Source organism: Nocardia sp. MH4, assembly GCF_019266065.1.
Lineage (GTDB): Bacteria > Actinomycetota > Actinomycetes > Mycobacteriales > Mycobacteriaceae > Nocardia > Nocardia canadensis.
Map to the genome: position 1 here is coordinate 269,629 of NZ_LPNR01000112.1, position 17,583 is coordinate 287,211.

Consider the following 17,583-nt stretch of genomic DNA (forward strand, 5'->3'; position numbering starts at 1 on the left):
TCGATTCGAGGTGTGCGCTACTGCGCGGTGGCCGGTTCCTGGCGCTGGTCGAGGCCGAGGCGATGCAGGCCGCGCAGGTCGTAGGTGTGGGTGGCGACGGCGCCGAGGATCAGTCCGATCGCGAGGCCGACGAGGGTCATCCACAGGCCCTGGCTCATGCCTGCTTCGAGGTGGCCGTCGAAGAACAGGATGGCGCGCACGGCGAGGTAGATCTGATGCATGGGTTCGAAGGCGGCCAGGTCGGCGATCCAGCGCGGGGTGGCCTCGAGCGGGATGGTGCCCGAGGACGACGGGATGCCCAGGACGACGAAGACGATGAGGTTGATCATCAGGCCGGCGGTGCCGAAGGCGGCCATGACCGACAGTCCGGTGACGGCGATGGCGGTGATGGCCAGGGTGCCGTAGAGGAACAGCATCAGCGGTCGTTCGATGGTCATGTCGAGCAGGGCGCCGACGCCGAGGAACACGCCGGAGGCCAGGGGTGCGCTGATGGCGGCGATCCCCCATTTGATGAGCAGGGTGCGCCAGCGGCTGATCTGGGCCCGGGCGGTTCGCTTGTGCCAGGGGCCGTATTCGGCGGGGACGAAGCCGAGGGAGCCGTCGACGAGGGAGTTGATCATCATCGCGCCGCTGAAGCCGACGATCAGCAGAACGAGGGTGTAGAAGAACGCCGCGAGTCCTTGGCCGGTGCCTTCGGGCAGGGGGTGGTACGGGGTGACGACGACGTCGATGGGCTGGGTGAGCTGCAGCTGGGCGGCGCCGCTGAGCGGTGCGGTGCCGATGGCGCCGCGGACCTGGTCGGTGAGCTGGGTGCCGACGGTGGTGTTGACCTGGGTCATGGCCTGGTCGGCGATCGTTTCCATGATCTGGGCGGCGAGGGTGCCCGCGCGGGGGTTGGTCAGGACCGAGATGATCGGCTGTTCGACGGTGCCGGGGACGATCGATGCCGTGCCGAGGATGGCGACGCGTTTGGTGAAGTCGCCGGGGATGACGATGGCGCCGTACACCTCGCCGTTGCGCAGCTGTCGTTGCGCTTCGTTGAGGCCGACGGCGCGCAGGTCGATCTTGTCGGCGGGGATGTTCTCCCCCAGTGCCGTGCTGATCTGGGCGCCGAGGTTGGTGGGCTGGCCGGCGAGGGTGTCGCCGACGTCCTGGTTGACGACGGCGATCGGGAAGTCGTGCAGGTGCTTCTGGGGGTCGGCGGTGTAGCCGAGGTACATGGTGCCCAGGAGCGCGGCCAGCACGGTGACCAGCGTGATCGGTGCCAACCACTCGCGGATCGGCATGCTGCTCGGCGGGCGCGTCGGCGCGGTGTTGTCAGTCATGGCACCCGTCAATGTAGTCAGCGACTACAAAGTAGTCAATGCAAACATTCGGCGCATGTCGGATATCCTGCTACCACCATGTCCTTGCATTCGCGCTACCACCACGGAGACCTCCGGGCCGCACTGCTGCAGCACGCCGAGGCGGCGCTGCGCATGGTCGGCGCGGACGGCTTGTCGCTGCGTCAGCTGGCCCGCGACACCGGTGTCAGCCACGCGGCCCCGAGCCGGCATTTCCGCGACAAGCAGGCACTGCTCGACGCACTGGCCGTCAGCGGCCTGGAACGGCTCGGCGACTGCTTCGAACAGGCCGTGACCGCCGGGCCGATCACCACGCGGCTCCAGACCTTCGCCCGGGCCTATCTGCGGTTCGCGCTGGACAATCCGGAGTTGCTGCCGCTGATGTTCGCGCGCAGGCACAGCTCCACCGACACCGAGATCCAGGCGGCCGCGGAGCGTGCCTTCGCCATCCCGATCGCGCTCATCGCCGAAGGCCAGGCCGCCGGGGAGATCGTGCCCGGTGACCCGAAACGTCTCGGTGTCACCGCGCTCGCGGCCGTGCAGGGCCTGGCGACCTTCGTCGGGTCGGGCTATACCGCCGACTACGACTCCGAGCAGCTCCTCGACGATCTGGTCCGGCACATGACCCTGGGGCTACTCCCCCGGTCGTGACGAGACCTTCTATTCGGTGCCCGCGAGGATGACAGGGCGGCCGTTGCGCGGCTGCGTGGGCCGGTTGCTGTGCGGGAACAGGGCGCGATACCGGTCGACGTCGGCCACCGCGACAGGACTCGGCGTGCGCAGCACGATCCACGCCACGCCCTCGGTGCACGGCGGCGTGGTGAGTGAGCCTTCGTAGCGGAACTGGGCGAGCTCCGCGGGCAGGAACGTGCGGGGGTCGACGTTGCTGAGCGTGCGGGTGGCGCCGACGCGATCGGGTGCGACGGTGAGGACCCGACTCACTGCCGCCGGTGCCTGCTGGGCGCGCAACATGATCGCGAGCACGGCCAGCCGCCCGGCCCGGTCGGTGTGCACGAGGTGCAGTTCCATGGCGGTCTCGGCGCCGACGACGGTGTGTTCGCTGGGTAGATGGAAGTGGTACTGGGTCAGCGAGAACGGGGTGCCGTCGACGATGATGCGGTTGCCCGAGTCGGCGGGCACGGCGGTCTGGATGGTGTGGCCGGTGTTGGTGATGGTGGCCGTGGGGGTGGGCCCGTAGACGATCTCGATGTGGTCGGCGGGGTGCGTCTCGGCGGCGTCGGGGAGATCGATCGGTGACTGGGCGTGGCCGTTGCGGCAGGTGGCGAAGTGCTTGTCGAGGTCGGCCCAGTGGTCGGGACCTTCGGCGTCGTAGTCCCAGTGTGGCGCGGTGGCGGTGGTGTCGGCGGCGCCGCACCCGGCGGTCGCGAGCAATGCCAGGGCGGCGAACGCCTTGCGGCGGTTCAGGACGACTCGATGTGTCACCGGCGCGACTCCTTGCCACGATTCGGCCGCCGGTCCGGTGCCGGGAAGTCGGCGCGTCCGCAGCGGCGCAACGATCAGAGCGCACGCGGAGATCGGCGCATCATCGAAGGCCGCCGGAATGTCCGATTGGTACCGAATATCCCTCTGGTGCAGGTGATTTCGCGCGTGCAACGGACTCTCAGGCTAGGCCGGTGGGTACGGTGCGGACCAGAGCGCGCGGCGGCGAGATACGTCACATCGGACGGGGTGCCGAAGAGGTGGTCCTCCCCCAGGACCGTTGCCCTGAGGGAGGATTCGGGCGAATCAGGCGCCGACGTAGTCGGCGAGGTGCTCGCCGGTGAGGGTGGATCGGGCGGCGACGAGATCGGCGGGCGTGCCTTCGAAGACGATCCGGCCACCGTCGTGACCGGCGCCGGGGCCCAGGTCGATGATCCAGTCGGAGTGGGCCATCACGGCCTGGTGGTGCTCGACGACGATGACCGACTTGCCCGCGTCGACGAGCCGGTCCAGCAGGCCGAGCAGCTGTTCGACATCGGCCAGGTGCAGGCCGGTGGTCGGCTCGTCGAGGATGTAGACGCCGCCCTTGTCGGACATGTGGGTGGCGAGCTTCAGGCGCTGTCGTTCACCGCCGGACAGGGTGGTGAGCGGCTGGCCGATGGTGAGGTAGCCGAGGCCGACCTCGGTGAGGTGGGTGAGGATCTTGTGGGCGGCGAGGGTCTTGGCCTCCCCCTCGCCGAAGAACTCGCGAGCCTCGTCGACGGGCATCGACAGCACCTCGCTGATGTTCTTGCCCGCGAAGGTGTACTCGAGCACCTCGGCCATGAACCGCTTGCCCTCGCACACCTCACACACGGTGGACACCCCGGCCATCATGGCCAGGTCGGTGTAGACGACGCCGGCGCCGTTGCAGTTCGGGCACGCGCCTTCGGAGTTGGCGCTGAACAGGGCAGGCTTGGCGCCGGTGGCCTTGGCGAAGGCCTTGCGGATGTGGTCGAGCAGGCCGGTGTAGGTGGCGGGGTTGCTGCGCCGGGAGCCCTTGATGGGTGCCTGGTCGATGGAGATGACGCCCTCGTCGATCGGGATGGAGCCGTGCACGAGCGAGCTCTTGCCCGAACCCGCGACCCCGGTGATCGCGACCAGTACGCCGAGCGGGATGTCGACATCGACCTCGCGCAGGTTGTTGGCCGTCGCGCCGCGGATCTGCAACGCGCCGGTGGCGGTGCGGACTGTGTCCTTGACGGCGGCCCGGTCGTCGAAATGGCGGCCGGTGACGGTCTTGCTGGCGCGCAGGCCGTCGACGCTGCCTTCGAAGCAGATGGTGCCGCCCTTGGAGCCCGCGGCGGGACCGAGGTCGACGATGTGGTCGGCGATGGCGATGGTCTCGGGCTTGTGCTCGACGACCAGGACGGTGTTGCCCTTGTCGCGCAGGCGCAGCAGCAGGTCGTTCATGCGCTGGATGTCGTGCGGGTGCAGGCCGGCGGTGGGCTCGTCGAAGACGTAGGTGACGTCGGTGAGCGAGGAGCCGAGGTGCCGGATCATCTTGACGCGCTGGGCTTCACCGCCGGAGAGGGTGCCCGAGGGCCGCGACAGCGACAGGTAGCCGAGGCCGATCTCGACGAACGAGTCGAGGGTCTGGCGCAGCGATTCCAGCAGCGGGGCGACCGAGGGGTCTTCGATGCTCTTGACCCATTCGGCGAGATCGGTGATCTGCATCGCGCAGGCGTCGGCGATGCTGACGCCGTCGATCTTGGACGAGCGGGCTTCGGCGGACAGGCGGGTGCCGTCGCAGTCGGGGCAGGTGCCGAAGGTGACGGCGCGTTCGACGAAGGCGCGCACGTGCGGTTGCAGTGCTTCGACGTCCTTGGACAGCATGGACTTGCGGATCTTGGGGATCAGGCCCTCGTAGGTGAGGTTGATGCCGTCGACCTTGATCTTGGTCGGTTCCTTGTAGAGCAGGTCGGCGAGTTGCTTCTTGGTGTACTTCTTGATCGGCTTGGCGGGGTCGAAGAAGCCGCTGCCCTTGAAGATCCGGCCCATCCAGCCATCCATGCTGTAGCCGGGGATGGTGAGGGCGCCCTCGTCGAGGGATTTGTTCTCGTCGTAGAGCTGGGTCAGGTCGATGTCGTTGACGGTGCCCTTGCCCTCGCAGGTGGGACACATGCCGCCGGTGATGGTGAAGCTGCGGCGTTCCTTGACGGTGACGCCGTGCTTCTCCACGGCGACCGCGCCGGAGCCGCTGATGGAGGCGACATTGAAGGAGAAGGCCTGCGAGGAGCCGATGTGCGGGTCGCCGAGGCGGCTGAACAGGATGCGCAGCATGGCGTTGGCGTCGGTGACGGTGCCGACGGTGGAGCGCGGGTCGGCGCCGAGGCGGGACTGGTCGACCAGGATGGCGGTGGTGAGGCCCTCGAGGACGTCGACGTCGGGGCGCGACTGGCTGGGCATGAAGCCCTGCACGAAGGCGCTGTAGGTCTCGTTGATGAGGCGCTGGGATTCGGCGGCGATGGTGCCGAAGACGAGCGAGCTCTTGCCGGAGCCGGAGACGCCGGTGAAGACCGTGAGCCTGCGCTTGGGGATCTCGACGCTGATGTCGCGCAGGTTGTTCACGCGGGCGCCGTGCACCCGGATCAGGTCGTGGGCGTCGGCCGGCTCCACGGTCGCGGTGCTGGACTTCTTGGCCGTGCTCATGGATCTCCCTCAGGTCGGTCGGCGTCGCCGGTTTCTCGAATCTACCGGCGGGGGTGCTTACTTGGTCTGCTGGATGCGGACCATGTTGCCCGCGGGATCGCGGAAGGCGCAGTCGCGGATGCCGTAGGGCTGATCGGTGGGCTCCTGTACGACTTCGACGTCGCCCGCTTGGAGCTTCTCGAACAGGCCGTCGAGGTCGTCGGTGGCGAGGTTGATGCCGGCGTAGGTGCCTTTGGCCATCATCTCGGTGATGACGCGGCGTTCCTCGTCGGTGATGCCGGGGTCGGCGGCGGGCGGGTGCAGCACGATGGAGGTGCTGGGCTGGTCCGCCGGGCCGACGGTGATCCAGCGCATGCCGTTGTAGCCGACGTCGTTGCGGACTTCGAAGCCGAGCGCGTCGCGGTAGAAGGCGAGGGCGGCATCGGGGTCGTCCTGGGGCAGGTAGCTCTGGTGAATGGTGATGTTCATGGCGACCACGCTAATTGTCGCGGGAGACCGGCGCTTCTCGATTCCTGATCGGTCTGGTCACCTTCTTGACCACGCACGACGGCATGCCCTGGGTCGCCAGCGCCTCCTGCCGGTAGACGCTCGGCGGGACGCCGACGAGTTCGGTGAAGCGGGTGCTGAAGGTGCCCAGTGACGACGATCCGACGGCGAAGCAGACCTCGGTGACGCTCAGGTCGCCGCGGCGCAGCAAGGCCATGGCGCGTTCGATGCGGCGGGTCATCAGGTACGAGTAGGGCGATTCGCCGTAGGCGAGGCGGAACTGGCGGCTGAGGTGCCCGGCGGACATGTGCACGCCGCGCGCGAGCGCCTCGACGTCGAGCGGTTGCGCGTATTCGCGGTCGATGCGGTCGCGGACCCGGCGCAGCAGGGCCAGGTCCCGCAGGTGCTGGGGCCGCTCCGGCGTGCTGGTCACATGCGCGATCGTCTCATGTCGGGGCAGGGTTGCCCAGCAGGGCCGGGTGCGCCGCCCTCGGCGATCGGACGGCGGCGACCTGGTCGCGGAAGTGCGGGCAGGTGCGGAAGTCCTCGGCGTCGCAGTCGAGGACGTGGGTGACGGCGTCGAGGGCGGCGCGGGTGCGAGCCAGCTGGTCGGCGAGGCGGGCCCGGTGGGCGTGCAGTACCTGCCTGCGGGTAACCCGGTCGGGTGCCTGGGTGAACAGGAGGGCCAGGTCGTCCAGGGACAGTCCGGCCTTCTTGCCCAGGACGATCATGGCGATGGTGTCGAGGTCGGTGTCGCGGTAGCGGCGTCGGCCCGCCGAGTCGCGGCCCGGGGTGAGCAACCCGCGGTCCTCCCAGTGCCGGAGGACGTGGGTGGCGAGTCCGAACCGGGCCGCGGCCGTGCCGATCGTGGTGTGCTCGCCCGTCATCCGTCGAGCCTAGGCGGTGGCGAGGTAGCGGGTGACGACGGCGACGGGATGCCAGGGCAGGCGGATCGCGGTGGACTCGACGGTGCCGAATCGTGCGCGCAGCGAGTCCTGGACGGCCGCGGTGCGGGCGAATCGGAAGTCGTAGACGGCGAGGGTGGCGCCGGGGCGCAGGATGCGGTGCAGTTCGTGGGCGGCCGGGTCGAGGTCGGGCCATTCGTGCATGCTCAGGCTGGACACGGCGAGGTCGATGCTCGTGTCGGGATACGGGAGATCGGTGACGTCGGCGACGGCCAGCTCGACGGGAGCGGACAGGTGCCGGCGGGCGATCTCGATCATGTGTGGGGACAGGTCGATGCCGTGCAGGCGCAGGTCGGGGCGTCGGGTCGCCAAGCAGGACAGCAGCTTTCCCGGGCCGGTGCCGATGTCGGCGACGGTGGCGCCGGGTGTGGTGGCGGCGTCGATGTCGGTGGCGATGCGCCGGTAGAGGCTGCCGAGCAGGCGGGTGGCGCGGCGGTCGTAGCCGAGGCTGCGGGCGTGGTCGAAGGTGGTCATGGGACCACCGTGCCGGTTCAGGTCGACCTGAAGTCAAGCTCCGCGGTCGGGCGGACGGCGGCGGTGCGCCCGGGCGCCCGCTGGTACTGCCAGTAGAGGTTGGTGTGGGCGATGACCTCGGCGGGTTGCGGTGCGCCCCAGGGGGTCTTGTCGAAGGTGGTGTGGGCGTCGGCGACGAGGGTGACGTCGTAGCCGCGCACGAACGCGCCGTGGATGGTGGAGCGGACGCACGCGTCGGACTCGGCGCCGGTGACGACGAGGTGCCCGGCACCGGCCGCGGCGAGCAGCTCTTCGAGGGGCGTGTCCTCGAAGGAGTCGCCGTAGCGCTTGGGGACGACGGGTTCGTCGTCGCGGCGGGTCAGTTCGGGGACGTACTGCCAGGCCTCGGTCCCGGTGACCAGATCTTCGGCGGAGTGCTGGATCCAGATCACCGGCACCGAGGCGGTGCGAGCCCGGTCGACGAGTGCGGCGATGTTGGCGACCACCTCGTCGCGGCGGATCGCCGCTTCGACGACGCCGTTCTGGACGTCGACGACGAGCAGGGCGGTGCCGGGGCGGTCGGGCAGCGTGGTCACGGCGGATTCCTCGGTGACGGTGGGGTGTTCAGAGCGGACGCAGGACGACGATGCCCGGCGTGGTCCGGACGTAGTCGGCCAGCGGGGTGTCGACGACCTGGTAGGCGGCCAGCGAGGAGGCGTTGCGGAACATCGGGCCGTCGGCGGTCTGGACGATGATGCCGACGTGGGTGACGTCGAGGCCGGCGTCGGGGGTGTAGGCGCCGACGAAGTCACCCGTGCGCAGTGCGGCCATCACTGCCCCGTCGACGGCGGCCGCGGGAATGTGGGTGATCGCGCGGTCGACGACGGGCAGGCCCGGCAGGTAGGTGCCGCCGTCGGCGGTGGCATTGAGGTGCTTGGTGACGGTGACCGCGGCGGGACTCAGACCGGCGGTGATATCGGTGGCGGCGATGCGCCCGGTGCTCGCCCAGTCGGTGAAGAAGTGCTTGCGCTGGGTGAACTCGACGCGGCTGTCGACGTAGCGGGTGGCGACGAGGTTGGCGACGAACTGGTCGCGATCGGCCGAGCGGGACGCGGCGTCGAGATAGTCGAGGTAGGTGAAGCAGTCGACGCGGCGCAGGTCGATGACGAGTTGTTCGGGCTCGGTGGCCGATCCGATGAGCATGTTCGGGCCGTAGGGGGTGCCGAGCAGGTGGCCGGAGAGCCGGGCGAGCAGCTCGGCTCGGCTGATCGCGCCCGCTTCGGCGCGCACGGCGAGCAGTTCGTCGATCTTGCGGCCGGTGGTGTCGTCGATGGCCGGGGTGGCCAGGGCGGGCGCGGCGGCGCAGACCAGGGCGGCGAGCACGAGCAGGATCCGGACGATGATGCGCAAGACGCCTCCCAGCAGCCAAACGGTCGATCGGTGCGAGCGGTCTCCACCGTAGCCGACCCGGTGTCGTCGTCTCAGGCGTCGGGAACGATGACCGCGCGTCCGGTGATATGTCCCGCGTGCAGGCGCTCATAGGCCAGCGGGGCTTCATCGAGGGTGAAGGTCTCCACGTGGACCGACACCTCGCCACGGCGGGCGATCTCGAGGACTTCGATGAGTTCGGTGCGGGTGCCCCAATACGGTGAGCGCACGGTCGTCTCGTAGGGCGGGGAGCCGAAGCCGACGGCGACCGTACCGCCCCCGAGCCCGACGACGGCGATGTCGGCGGCGATGCCCGCCGCGGCGGCGGCGGTGGCGGTCGTGGCCGGCGCCCCGACGAAGTCGAGGACGACCTGGGCGCCTTCGCCGTCGGTGAGGGCGCGGATCTTCTCGGCGGCCGAGGCGTCGGACAGGACGGTGTCGTGGGCGCCGACCCGGCGGGCGAGGTCGAGCCGGTCCTCGGAGACATCGAGGGCGATGACGCGGGTGGCGGTCATGGCCCGCAGTAGCTGGATGGCGACGTGGCCGAGGCCGCCGGCGCCGATGACGACGGTGGTGCTGCCGGGCACGAGCTTGGGCAGCGACAACGTGATCGCGTGGTAGGGGGTGAGTCCGGCGTCGGTGAGCGAGACGTTCTGGACGGGATCGAGCTCGCCCATCGGCACGAGGTGGCGGGCGTCGTCGATGATCAGGTACTCGGCCATCGCGCCGGGGGCCCCGAGGCCGGGCGGGAAGATGCCGAGTTCCGCGGCGCGCAGGCAGTAGTTCTCGGCGCCGCGGGTGCACATGCGGCACCGTCCGCATCCCCACGGCCCGTACACCGCCATCATGGCGCCGATCTCGACACCTTCCACGCCGGCGCCGACCGCGGCGACGGTGCCCGCGCCTTCGTGGCCGAGGGTCAGTGGCAGCGGGAAGCCGAGGTGGTCGGCGGGCAGGCTCATGACGGCGATGTCGGAGTGGCACACCCCGGCGGCGGCGACTTTCAGCAGGATCTGGCCTGGCCCGGGTTCGGGGTCGGGCACGGTGACGACTTCGGGGGCTGCGCCCGGGGTTCGGTACTGCACGGCTCGCACGGTGACCTCCCACGTCGACGGGGCTGCTCTCGTCGATCGTCGCAGCAGGTCCGGGGAGATTGCAAGCGATTCACGATCATCGCGCTACTGCGGGAGATGAACCGCTTCCCGTACCGTTGGCGCAGGTAGTGCGTATTCTCCGCGGGTTCGCGAACGAGTTGCTCGTGCAAGTTTGTCGACAGCATCGCCCGGTGCGGCGGAAGGGAAAGCGACATGCGTGCTTTGACCGTTGTTCCAGATCAGCCCGGTTCGCTGAGCGTGCAGGATGTGCCGGATCCGGTGGCCGGGCCGAACGAGTTGCTGGTGGACGGGGTTTCGCTGGGCATCTGCGGCACCGATCGCGAAATCGCGTCGGGAGTGTACGGATGGGCGCCGCCGGGTCGGGAACGGCTGATCCTCGGACACGAGTCGCTGGGCAAGGTACGGACCGCGCCGGCCGGAAGTGATTTCGCGCCGGGCGATCTCGTCGTCGGGATCGTGCGCAGGCCGGACCCGCAACCGTGCGGGGCGTGTGCGCGTGGGGAATTCGACATGTGCCGCAACGGCCAGTACGTGGAACGCGGGATCAAGCAGATCGACGGGTACGGCTCCACCGCGTGGGTCGTCGACGCCGACTACACGGTGAAGCTGGATCCGTCGCTGGCCGAGGTCGGGGTGCTGATGGAGCCGACGACGGTGGTGGCCAAGGCGTGGGATCAGATCGAGCGGATCAACAACCGGGCCTGGTTCGAACCGAAGACGGTGATGGTCACCGGCGCGGGGCCGATCGGCCTGTTGGCGGCGATGCTCGGCGCGCAGCGGGGGCTGGATGTGCATGTGCTCGACCGATCGACCGACGGGCCGAAACCCGGTCTGGTGGCCGATCTCGGGGGCACGTTCCATACCGGGCCCGCCGGGGAGGTCGCCGAGAAGATCAATCCGGACGTGGTGATCGAGGCGACGGGCGCGGCGGCGGTCACTTTGCAGTTGATGCAGCTCAACACTCCGGGCTCGATCGTCTGCCTGACCGGGGTGACGGCGGCGGGCAAGGATTCCCCGGTCGACGTGGGTGCGCTCAACCGCAATATCGTGCTCGACAACGCCGTCGTGTTCGGTTCGGTCAACGCCAACCGGCACCACTACCAGCTGGCCGCGGAGTCGCTGGCGAAGGCCGATCCGGCGTGGCTGGCCCGGTTGATCACCCGGCGGCTGCCGTTGGAGCGCGCGCTCGAGGCGTTCGATCCGGGTGATCACACCGATATCAAGGTCGTCATCGACCTGTAGTCCGTCAGATCGCGCAGCCGTCCGGGCCGCAGGTGTCGCCGTCGGCGTCGGTGGCCGGCACCAGCGGTGCCGGACGGTCGTTCCAAGCGGTGGTCAGGGCCTGGGTGAAGACCTCGGTGGGCTGGGCGCCGGAGACGGCGTACTTGTTGTCGAAGACGAAGAACGGCACGCCGGTGGCGCCGAGCTGGGCGGCTTCGCGTTCGTCTTGGCGGACGGCGTCGGCGTAGGCCCGCGGGTCGGCCAGGACCTCGCGCACGGCCGTCTCGGCGAGGCCGGCGCGGACCGCAAGGGTGACGAGGCGCTCGGTGTCGGCGAAGACCGGCTCGGCTTCGGCGAAGTTGGCGGCGTACAGGGCGTCGAGCAGCGCGTCCTGCTTGCCCTGGTCGAGGGCGAAGTGCAGCAGCCGGTGCATGTCGAAGCTGTTGCCGTAGTCGCGACCGGAGGTCTGGTAGGGCAGGCCGAGCTGGGCGGCCTGGGCGCCGATGTTGCGCTCGTTGGCGGCGGCCTGGTCGACGCTGATGCCGTACTTGGCGGCGATGCGCGGGATCACCGGTCCGGTCTCGTCGGCGGGCAGGGCAGGATCGAGTTCGAAGGACCGGTGCACGACCTCGACGTCGTCGCGATGGTCGAACTCGGCCAGCGCCTGCTCGAAGCGCGCCTTCCCGAGGTAGCAGAACGGGCAGTTGATGTCGGTCCAGATCTCTACTCTGGTGGTCAAGCGGGCCTCCTCCGGCACACGAAATCCGGCGGCGATCCGCCGAAAATATCTGGACAGGCGTTCAAATTCTCGGGGTGCAACGTCGGCGACGAAGCCGCTATTCCCTGGCGCGTCCGGGCACGACAGGACGAGCACGAAGGACATCGATGGGGTTCGAACAGCGGAGGGGGTGGGTGCAGGTGCCCGAAGGATTGACGATGCCGCGCGCGCTGGCAGGACTGTGGGCCGTGCGGCACGCCCAGAGCGTGGCCAACGCCTGGTACGCCGACCCGGCGACCGAATTGCGTCCGATGCGCGGCACCGACGCCGAAGTCGAGCTGACCGAGCTGGGGCACTGGCAGGCGCAGTGCCTGGGCGAGTGGCTGGCCGGTCTGGCCGGTGTGCAGCGGCCCGACCTGGTGGTCTGCTCCCCCTATCTGCGGACCCGGCTCACCTGGGCGGTGATGGCCGAGGCCGCCGTCACCCGCAATCGGCATCTGCGCCCCATCCGCACCCTGGTCGACGAGCGGCTGCGCGATCGCGAGATGGGGGTGTTCGAACTGCATCCGCACAAGGCGATCCGGCGCCGCTCCCCCGAGGAAGCGGCCCGGCGCGCCCGCGTCGGCAACTGGGTCTACCGGCCGCCCGGTGGCGAGTCGCTGGCCGATGTCGCCCTGCGGGTGCGCAGTTTTCTCGACGAGCTGGACGTGGTCGCGGCGGGTGAGCAGGTGCTGGTGGTCACCCACGACGCGGTGGTGATGTCGATGCGCTACATCCTCGAGGGCATGGGTACCCCGGTGCCGGACACCCTCGAGCCGGTCCCGAACGCGTCGGTGTCGCAGTGGCGCCGGGAGGGCACTCGGCTGAGCCTGCGGGTGTGGGGCGAGGTCGCCCATCTCGGGGGTGCCGAGCAGGTCGGCTGAGTCCGGCCGTGGCGCCGCGGCCGTCGCCGGTGTGGCCGCGATGGAAGAATGCTGGTCGTGCATGTGGCGATCGGTCTGGTAGTACTCGTCGGCTCGGCGACCGCGCTCGCGGCGCTGGCGCGGCGGTTCGGGGTGTCCGAACCCCTCGTGCTGACGGTCGCCGGCGTCGCCGCGTCCTATCTGCCGATGGTGCCGCAGGTGCATCTCGAGCCCGAGGTGGTGCTGCTGGGGCTGCTGCCGCCGCTGCTCTACACCGCGGCGCTGCGGACTTCGCTGGTCGACTTCAAGGACAATTTGCGCACCATCGCATCGCTGTCGGTCGGGTTGGTGCTGTTCAGTACGTTCGCGGTGGCGCTGGTGGCCTGGTGGCTGCTGCCGATCCCGTTCGCGGCCGCGGTCGCGCTCGGCGCGGTGGTCGCGCCCCCGGACGCCGTGGCCGCCACGGCGATCGCCCGCCGCACCGGCATGCCGCGCAGCATCGTGACCGTCCTCGAGGACGAATCGCTGTTCAACGACGCGACGGCGCTGGTGTCGCTGCGCAGCGCGATCGCCGCGATGGCGGGCGCGGTGACGGTGTGGCAGATCGGCGGGGACTTCCTGCTCGCCGCCGTCGGTGGCGGTGTGGTCGGCGGGATCGTCGCGGCGGCACTGGTGCTGCTGCGCAAGCGGATCACGGACCCCGTACTCGACACCTCGGTGTCGCTGCTCGCGCCGTTCGTGGCGTATCTGCCCGCCGAACACTTCCACGCCTCGGGCGTGATCGCGGTGGTGACGTGCGGGATGATCCTCGGCCACGGCGCGCAACGCTGGCAGGGCGCGGCCTCGCGCGTCGCCGAGTCGACGAATTGGCGGACCATCCAGTTCATCCTGGAGAGCGCGGTCTTCCTGATCATCGGCCTGCAGGTGCGCTGGATCGTCGAGGCTGCCTGGCACAGCGGTCTCGACCGTCGCACGCTGCTGATCGCGGCGGTGGCGGTGCTGGCCGCGGTGATGCTGGCTCGTCCGCTCTGGGTGTTCACGCCGGTGCTGGTGGCGCGGTTGTTCGGGCGCGCGACCGAGCCGCTGAGCCACGCCGCGGTGGTGTCCTGGGCGGGCATGCGCGGGGTGGTGACCCTGGCCGCGGTGCTGCTGCTGCCCGAATCGACCCCGCAGCTGCCGGTGCTGGAACTGCTGGCGCTGGTGGTCGTGGGCGGCACTCTGCTGGTGCAGGGCACATCCCTGCCGTGGCTGGTGCGCCTGCTGCGGCTGCGGGGGCCCAGCCGCGCCGAGGACGCGCTCGCCAAAGCCGATCTGCTGCAACAGGCGTCGAGTGCGGGGCTGGCCGAGCTGGACAAGCGGATCGGCCCGAACACCCCGGAACCGGTGATCGAATCGCTGCGGCAGCGGCTGATCTGGCGCACCAACGCGGCGTGGGAACGTCTGGGCAGGCCCGAGGCCGAACTGGTGACGCCCACGGCGGAGTACCGGCGGCTACGGCTGGCGATGCTGGCCGCCGAACGCGACGCGGTGCTGGCCGTCCGCGACGCCGGTTCGGTGGATTACGAAGTGCTGCAGCATGTTCTCGCGCGCCTGGATCTCGAGGAATCGATGATCGACCGCTTCGACGAGGCCGACGAGGAGCCGGGCACCGAACCGCTGTCCGGGGCCGCGCCCGCCGACGGCTGTACCCATCTCGAACACGCGCCGCTGCTGCGGGAGCCGGTCGGTGACCTGGTGTGCCGGGAGTGCGTCGCCGAAGGTCTGCGCTGGGTGCATCTGCGGATGTGCACCGACTGCGGCAACATCGCCTGCTGCGAGTCGTCGCTGGGCAACCACGCGAGCGCGCATTTCCAGTCCTCGGCGCATCCGGTGATGCGCAGCGTCGAGCCCGGCGAGGTGTGGCGCTGGTGCTACGTCGACGAGTTGCTCGGCTGAGGCCGGTGCGAGTAGATCAGCCGCGCGTACTCGGCGAGCAGCTGGTCGAGTTCGGTGGGTTCGCCGGTGGCGGCGAGTTGCTGGTAGCCGATCAGCATCGCCATGCCGAATTCGGTGACCACCGTGGCGGTGGCCGGGTCGCCGACGACACTGTCGATCACGCGATGCACGGTGCGGCGGCGGGATTCGTCGACGCGCTTGACCGTCACGTGGACCGACTCGTCGTTGGCCGCCCAGGCGCGCAGCGCCGCCTCGGCGCCGTGTTCGAGGCCGCCGGCCAGCGCCGACATGGCGCGCACATCGGCGTCGGGATCGCCGTGGCCGACATCGAGCGCGCGTAGCTCGATCATCTGCCGGTTCTCCCAGTGCTCGAGCAGGGTGTCGACGAATCCCTGCCACGATCCGAAGTGGTGGTAGAACGAGCCGCTGGTGACACCGAGGCGACGGCACAGCACACCGATGTTGAGACCTTTGAAGCCGAACTCGGCGAGCACCGCCACGGCGGTGTCGAAGTACTGCTCCTTGGTGACGACTCGGGACATCGCGATGCCGATCTGTTCGTGCGGACAGGACCGAAGAATGCGAACAGTACCCGATCGTAACGAGGGCTCGCGCGAGCGTAACGAAGTCTATGCTGTGGCGGAATCATCGAAAATGAGATCGAAATATCAAGCGCTGGAACAAAATCCGTGCACTACCAGGTGACAAGTGCACCCGAATGGAATAACAGAGCAGACGCTCTGTAAACTATTGTTCATGCCGAGACCGCGAACTCACGACCCGGAGACCGTGCTGGACGCCGCCGAGAACCTCGCCGCGCGCGCCGGTTCCGCCGCGGTGACCGTGCGCGCCGTCGCCGCCGCGACCGGTGTGTCCAACGGCGCGCTGTACCACACCTTCGGTTCTCGCCAGGAAGTGCTGGCGCGCACCTGGTTACGCGCCGCTCGCCGCTTCCTGGCGCTGCAGACCACCGACATCGACCGCGCCGTCGCGGCCACCGACCCGGGCGCGCGGATCGACGCGGTCGTCGACGCCGCCGAGACACCGGCCCGCCTGGCCGACGTCCACCCCGACTCGGCCCGGCTGCTGCTGCTCGTCGATCGGGCCGAACTCCTCGACGGCGACCTGCCCGCCGAACTGGCCCGCGAGATCGCCGACACCGAGAAGGCGCTGCTGACCGCGCTGTCACGGGTCGCGCGAGCACTGTGGGGCCGCGCCGACCGGCGCGGCGTCGCCACCGTCACCACCTGCCTGGTCGACCTGCCGACCGCGCTGCTGCTGCGGCGTGACCGGCTCACCGATCCCGTGGCCCGCAGACACCTGCGCGCCGCTGTCCGTGCCGTGCTCGAACTCGGCCCCCGCTGAAAGGAACCCCCTCCATGCCCACCCTGCGCCACCACGACGCGATCGCGATCCTCGACCTCGGCGACGGGGAGAACCGCTTCTCCCCCGACTTCATCACCGAGGTCCACGCCCATCTCGACACTGTCGTCACCGAGGGCGCCGCGGCGCTGGTGACCACCGCGACCGGCAAGATCTACTCCAACGGGCTTGACCTGGACTGGTTGTCGGCCAACGGCGATCGCGCCGCCGAATACGTCGAAGCCGTGCACACCCTGTTCGGCCGGATGCTCACCCTGCCGATGCCGACCGCCGCCGCCATCGGCGGCCATGCCTTCGGGGCGGGTGCCATGCTCGCCGTCGCCCACGACTACCGCGTCATGCGCGCCGATCGCGGCTTCTTCTGCTTCCCCGAGGCCGACATCCGCATCCCGTTCACCAACGGCATGGCCGCGCTGATCCAGGCCAAGGTCCCGCCCAGGACCGCGATCGCCGCCATGACCACCGGGCGCCGCTTCGGCGGCACCGACGCGCTGGCCTACGACCTGGTCGACGCGGCCGTCGGTGAGCACGAGGTCCTCGACACCGCCCTGGCGACCGTCGCCCCGTTCGGCGGCAAGGACCAGCCGACGCTGACCGCGATCAAATCGGTGATGTTCGCCGGCGTGCTGGACGCGTTGCGCGGCAAGGACTGACGCGGTTCACGGCAGCCGGGGGCCCTTGCCCAGATAGACGTCACCGCGATCGTCGCTGGCCCAGCCGCCCCCGGTGTAGTCGCCGAGCACGAAACACGCGTCGCAGAACTGCTTGCCGAACACCGTCAGGTAGATGCTGCGGTAGGAGCTGATCGCCCGCATCTTCACCGACTTGTAGGCGGCCTGCGCGCTGGGCTGGGCTTCCAGGAACGCGTACCGGCGGAAGTCGGCGACCGGCTCGGTGGAGAACCGCACCAACCCCAGCCTGCTGAGATTGCCCAGATAGTGGTGATCGCGTTCGGGCAGCGCGCACCCGGCCATGGAGGCGATCATGTTGATGCCGTCGGCCAGGCGCTGCGAGCCGATCCCGAACGGCGCCTTGGTGCGGATGTCGATCGCCGGTTGCGGACCGGCGACGGCCAGGAACCGCAGGATGCGGGCTTCGTCGGGGGTCAGGTCGTGCAGGATCGGCACGAACGAGGGATGCAGGTCGCGGGGCTGCTGCGCCGAATCCCAGCCCTCGGTGATCATCGCGTCGCCCATGGCCTTGAGATCCTCGGCGCCGACACCGGATTCGACGTGCCCGTACACGCCGGCGGCGGTGCTGGTGAGACCGAGCGCGCTCAGCGCGATCTTGCGCAGCGAGTCGATCCGTTCGTCGATGATCTGCGACATCGGCTCGCCGGCACGGATGTCGTCGGCGAGATCGGTGGCGGTGTGCAGCGCTCCCCTGGTGACCGCGCCGACGATGTGGCGCAACGACAGTCCCGCGATGCGCGCCAACCCGACCAGGTCGGTGGGGATCCCGGGCTCGGGCGTCGGTTCGGGGAGGTTCTCGCGCTCGTCCATC

19 protein-coding genes are annotated in these 17,583 nt (G+C 69.6%); 6 read left to right on the forward strand and 13 right to left on the reverse strand.

Annotated features, from left to right (window positions below; translation table 11 throughout):
• Nucleotides 1-17 precede the first annotated feature (17 nt).
• Nucleotides 18-1,325 carry an ABC transporter permease gene (locus tag ATM97_RS23365; protein ID WP_255588262.1) on the reverse strand — a complete coding sequence of 436 codons (1,308 nt, stop codon included), beginning with the start codon at nucleotides 1,323-1,325 and terminating at the stop codon, nucleotides 18-20.
• Between the two features lie 78 nt (nucleotides 1,326-1,403).
• Between ATM97_RS23365 and ATM97_RS23370 the strand changes: the two genes are divergently transcribed.
• Nucleotides 1,404-1,994: a TetR/AcrR family transcriptional regulator gene (locus tag ATM97_RS23370; protein WP_218720188.1), complete on the forward strand. Its 591-nt coding sequence runs from the start codon at nucleotides 1,404-1,406 to the stop codon at nucleotides 1,992-1,994.
• Nucleotides 1,995-2,003: 9 nt separating this feature from the next.
• Here ATM97_RS23370 and ATM97_RS23375 read toward each other — a convergent pair whose 3' ends face one another.
• From ATM97_RS23375 to ATM97_RS23415, 9 genes are all read right to left on the reverse strand, one after another.
• Complete coding sequence (locus ATM97_RS23375; RefSeq protein WP_218720189.1) at nucleotides 2,004-2,786, reverse strand: carbonic anhydrase; 783 nt, start codon at nucleotides 2,784-2,786, stop codon at nucleotides 2,004-2,006.
• Nucleotides 2,787-3,089: 303 nt separating this feature from the next.
• A complete protein-coding gene (locus ATM97_RS23380; RefSeq protein ID WP_218720190.1) occupies nucleotides 3,090-5,474 on the reverse strand; it encodes an excinuclease ABC subunit UvrA in 2,385 nt (794 codons plus the stop codon).
• Nucleotides 5,475-5,531: 57 nt separating this feature from the next.
• Nucleotides 5,532-5,942 (reverse strand): VOC family protein, encoded by a 411-nt coding sequence (locus ATM97_RS23385; RefSeq protein ID WP_218720191.1) that lies wholly within the window; start codon nucleotides 5,940-5,942, stop codon nucleotides 5,532-5,534.
• 10 nt (nucleotides 5,943-5,952) lie between these two features.
• Nucleotides 5,953-6,393, reverse strand: coding sequence for a helix-turn-helix transcriptional regulator (locus ATM97_RS23390; protein ID WP_218720192.1), 441 nt, complete (start codon nucleotides 6,391-6,393; stop codon nucleotides 5,953-5,955).
• Nucleotides 6,394-6,406: 13 nt separating this feature from the next.
• On the reverse strand, nucleotides 6,407-6,847 hold the full coding sequence (locus ATM97_RS23395) for a MerR family transcriptional regulator (RefSeq protein WP_218720193.1): 441 nt from the start codon (nucleotides 6,845-6,847) through the stop codon (nucleotides 6,407-6,409).
• Between the two features lie 9 nt (nucleotides 6,848-6,856).
• The gene (locus tag ATM97_RS23400; RefSeq protein WP_218720194.1) at nucleotides 6,857-7,399 is read right to left on the reverse strand and encodes a class I SAM-dependent methyltransferase; all 543 of its coding nucleotides are present in this window, start codon (nucleotides 7,397-7,399) and stop codon (nucleotides 6,857-6,859) included.
• A 17-nt stretch (nucleotides 7,400-7,416) separates the two neighbouring features.
• A complete protein-coding gene (locus tag ATM97_RS23405; RefSeq protein WP_218720195.1) occupies nucleotides 7,417-7,974 on the reverse strand; it encodes a cysteine hydrolase family protein in 558 nt (185 codons plus the stop codon).
• Nucleotides 7,975-8,002: 28 nt separating this feature from the next.
• Nucleotides 8,003-8,788: an N-acetylmuramoyl-L-alanine amidase-like domain-containing protein gene (locus ATM97_RS23410; RefSeq protein WP_218720196.1), complete on the reverse strand. Its 786-nt coding sequence runs from the start codon at nucleotides 8,786-8,788 to the stop codon at nucleotides 8,003-8,005.
• Between the two features lie 71 nt (nucleotides 8,789-8,859).
• Nucleotides 8,860-9,900: an NAD(P)-dependent alcohol dehydrogenase gene (locus tag ATM97_RS23415; protein WP_218720197.1), complete on the reverse strand. Its 1,041-nt coding sequence runs from the start codon at nucleotides 9,898-9,900 to the stop codon at nucleotides 8,860-8,862.
• Nucleotides 9,901-10,113: 213 nt separating this feature from the next.
• Here ATM97_RS23415 and ATM97_RS23420 point away from each other — a divergent pair, with 213 nt between their 5' ends.
• Nucleotides 10,114-11,163 carry a glucose 1-dehydrogenase gene (locus tag ATM97_RS23420; RefSeq protein ID WP_218720198.1) on the forward strand — a complete coding sequence of 350 codons (1,050 nt, stop codon included), beginning with the start codon at nucleotides 10,114-10,116 and terminating at the stop codon, nucleotides 11,161-11,163.
• 4 nt (nucleotides 11,164-11,167) lie between these two features.
• On the opposite strand, the gene ATM97_RS23425 is transcribed toward ATM97_RS23420, so the two are convergent.
• Nucleotides 11,168-11,881 carry a DsbA family oxidoreductase gene (locus ATM97_RS23425; protein ID WP_218720199.1) on the reverse strand — a complete coding sequence of 238 codons (714 nt, stop codon included), beginning with the start codon at nucleotides 11,879-11,881 and terminating at the stop codon, nucleotides 11,168-11,170.
• A 173-nt stretch (nucleotides 11,882-12,054) separates the two neighbouring features.
• Here ATM97_RS23425 and ATM97_RS23430 point away from each other — a divergent pair, with 173 nt between their 5' ends.
• Together ATM97_RS23430 and ATM97_RS23435 are read left to right on the forward strand one after the other, a co-directional pair.
• Nucleotides 12,055-12,783 (forward strand): histidine phosphatase family protein, encoded by a 729-nt coding sequence (locus ATM97_RS23430; RefSeq protein WP_218720200.1) that lies wholly within the window; start codon nucleotides 12,055-12,057, stop codon nucleotides 12,781-12,783.
• 48 nt (nucleotides 12,784-12,831) lie between these two features.
• Nucleotides 12,832-14,697, forward strand: a complete 1,866-nt coding sequence (locus ATM97_RS23435) for a Na+/H+ antiporter (protein WP_218720201.1) — start codon at nucleotides 12,832-12,834, stop codon at nucleotides 14,695-14,697.
• Here ATM97_RS23435 and ATM97_RS23440 read toward each other — a convergent pair.
• Nucleotides 14,673-15,239: a TetR/AcrR family transcriptional regulator gene (locus ATM97_RS23440; protein WP_218720202.1), complete on the reverse strand. Its 567-nt coding sequence runs from the start codon at nucleotides 15,237-15,239 to the stop codon at nucleotides 14,673-14,675. The two genes, ATM97_RS23435 and ATM97_RS23440, sit on opposite strands and share 25 nt — an antisense overlap.
• Before the next feature lie 214 nt (nucleotides 15,240-15,453).
• Here ATM97_RS23440 and ATM97_RS23445 point away from each other — a divergent pair, with 214 nt between their 5' ends.
• Nucleotides 15,454-16,062 (forward strand): TetR family transcriptional regulator, encoded by a 609-nt coding sequence (locus ATM97_RS23445; RefSeq protein WP_218720203.1) that lies wholly within the window; start codon nucleotides 15,454-15,456, stop codon nucleotides 16,060-16,062.
• Between the two features lie 14 nt (nucleotides 16,063-16,076).
• Complete coding sequence (locus ATM97_RS23450) at nucleotides 16,077-16,733, forward strand: enoyl-CoA hydratase-related protein (RefSeq protein ID WP_218720204.1); 657 nt, start codon at nucleotides 16,077-16,079, stop codon at nucleotides 16,731-16,733.
• 6 nt (nucleotides 16,734-16,739) lie between these two features.
• Here ATM97_RS23450 and ATM97_RS23455 read toward each other — a convergent pair whose 3' ends face one another.
• Nucleotides 16,740-17,582 (reverse strand): Abi-alpha family protein, encoded by an 843-nt coding sequence (locus ATM97_RS23455; protein ID WP_218720205.1) that lies wholly within the window; start codon nucleotides 17,580-17,582, stop codon nucleotides 16,740-16,742.
• Nucleotide 17,583: the final 1 nt, after the last annotated feature.

Coding starts and splice junctions, on each gene's coding strand:
- ATM97_RS23440 (WP_218720202.1), bottom strand. CDS start 15,239: ATGTCCCGAGTCGTCACCAAGGAGCAGTACTTCGACACCGCCGTGGCG.
- ATM97_RS23450 (WP_218720204.1), top strand. CDS start 16,077: ATGCCCACCCTGCGCCACCACGACGCGATCGCGATCCTCGACCTCGGC.
- ATM97_RS23445 (WP_218720203.1), top strand. CDS start 15,454: ATGCCGAGACCGCGAACTCACGACCCGGAGACCGTGCTGGACGCCGCC.
- ATM97_RS23395 (WP_218720193.1), bottom strand. CDS start 6,847: ATGACGGGCGAGCACACCACGATCGGCACGGCCGCGGCCCGGTTCGGA.
- ATM97_RS23400 (WP_218720194.1), bottom strand. CDS start 7,399: ATGACCACCTTCGACCACGCCCGCAGCCTCGGCTACGACCGCCGCGCC.
- ATM97_RS23420 (WP_218720198.1), top strand. CDS start 10,114: ATGCGTGCTTTGACCGTTGTTCCAGATCAGCCCGGTTCGCTGAGCGTG.
- ATM97_RS23385 (WP_218720191.1), bottom strand. CDS start 5,942: ATGAACATCACCATTCACCAGAGCTACCTGCCCCAGGACGACCCCGAT.
- ATM97_RS23455 (WP_218720205.1), bottom strand. CDS start 17,582: ATGGACGAGCGCGAGAACCTCCCCGAACCGACGCCCGAGCCCGGGATC.
- ATM97_RS23435 (WP_218720201.1), top strand. CDS start 12,832: ATGCTGGTCGTGCATGTGGCGATCGGTCTGGTAGTACTCGTCGGCTCG.
- ATM97_RS23380 (WP_218720190.1), bottom strand. CDS start 5,474: ATGAGCACGGCCAAGAAGTCCAGCACCGCGACCGTGGAGCCGGCCGAC.
- ATM97_RS23370 (WP_218720188.1), top strand. CDS start 1,404: ATGTCCTTGCATTCGCGCTACCACCACGGAGACCTCCGGGCCGCACTG.
- ATM97_RS23365 (WP_255588262.1), bottom strand. CDS start 1,325: ATGACTGACAACACCGCGCCGACGCGCCCGCCGAGCAGCATGCCGATC.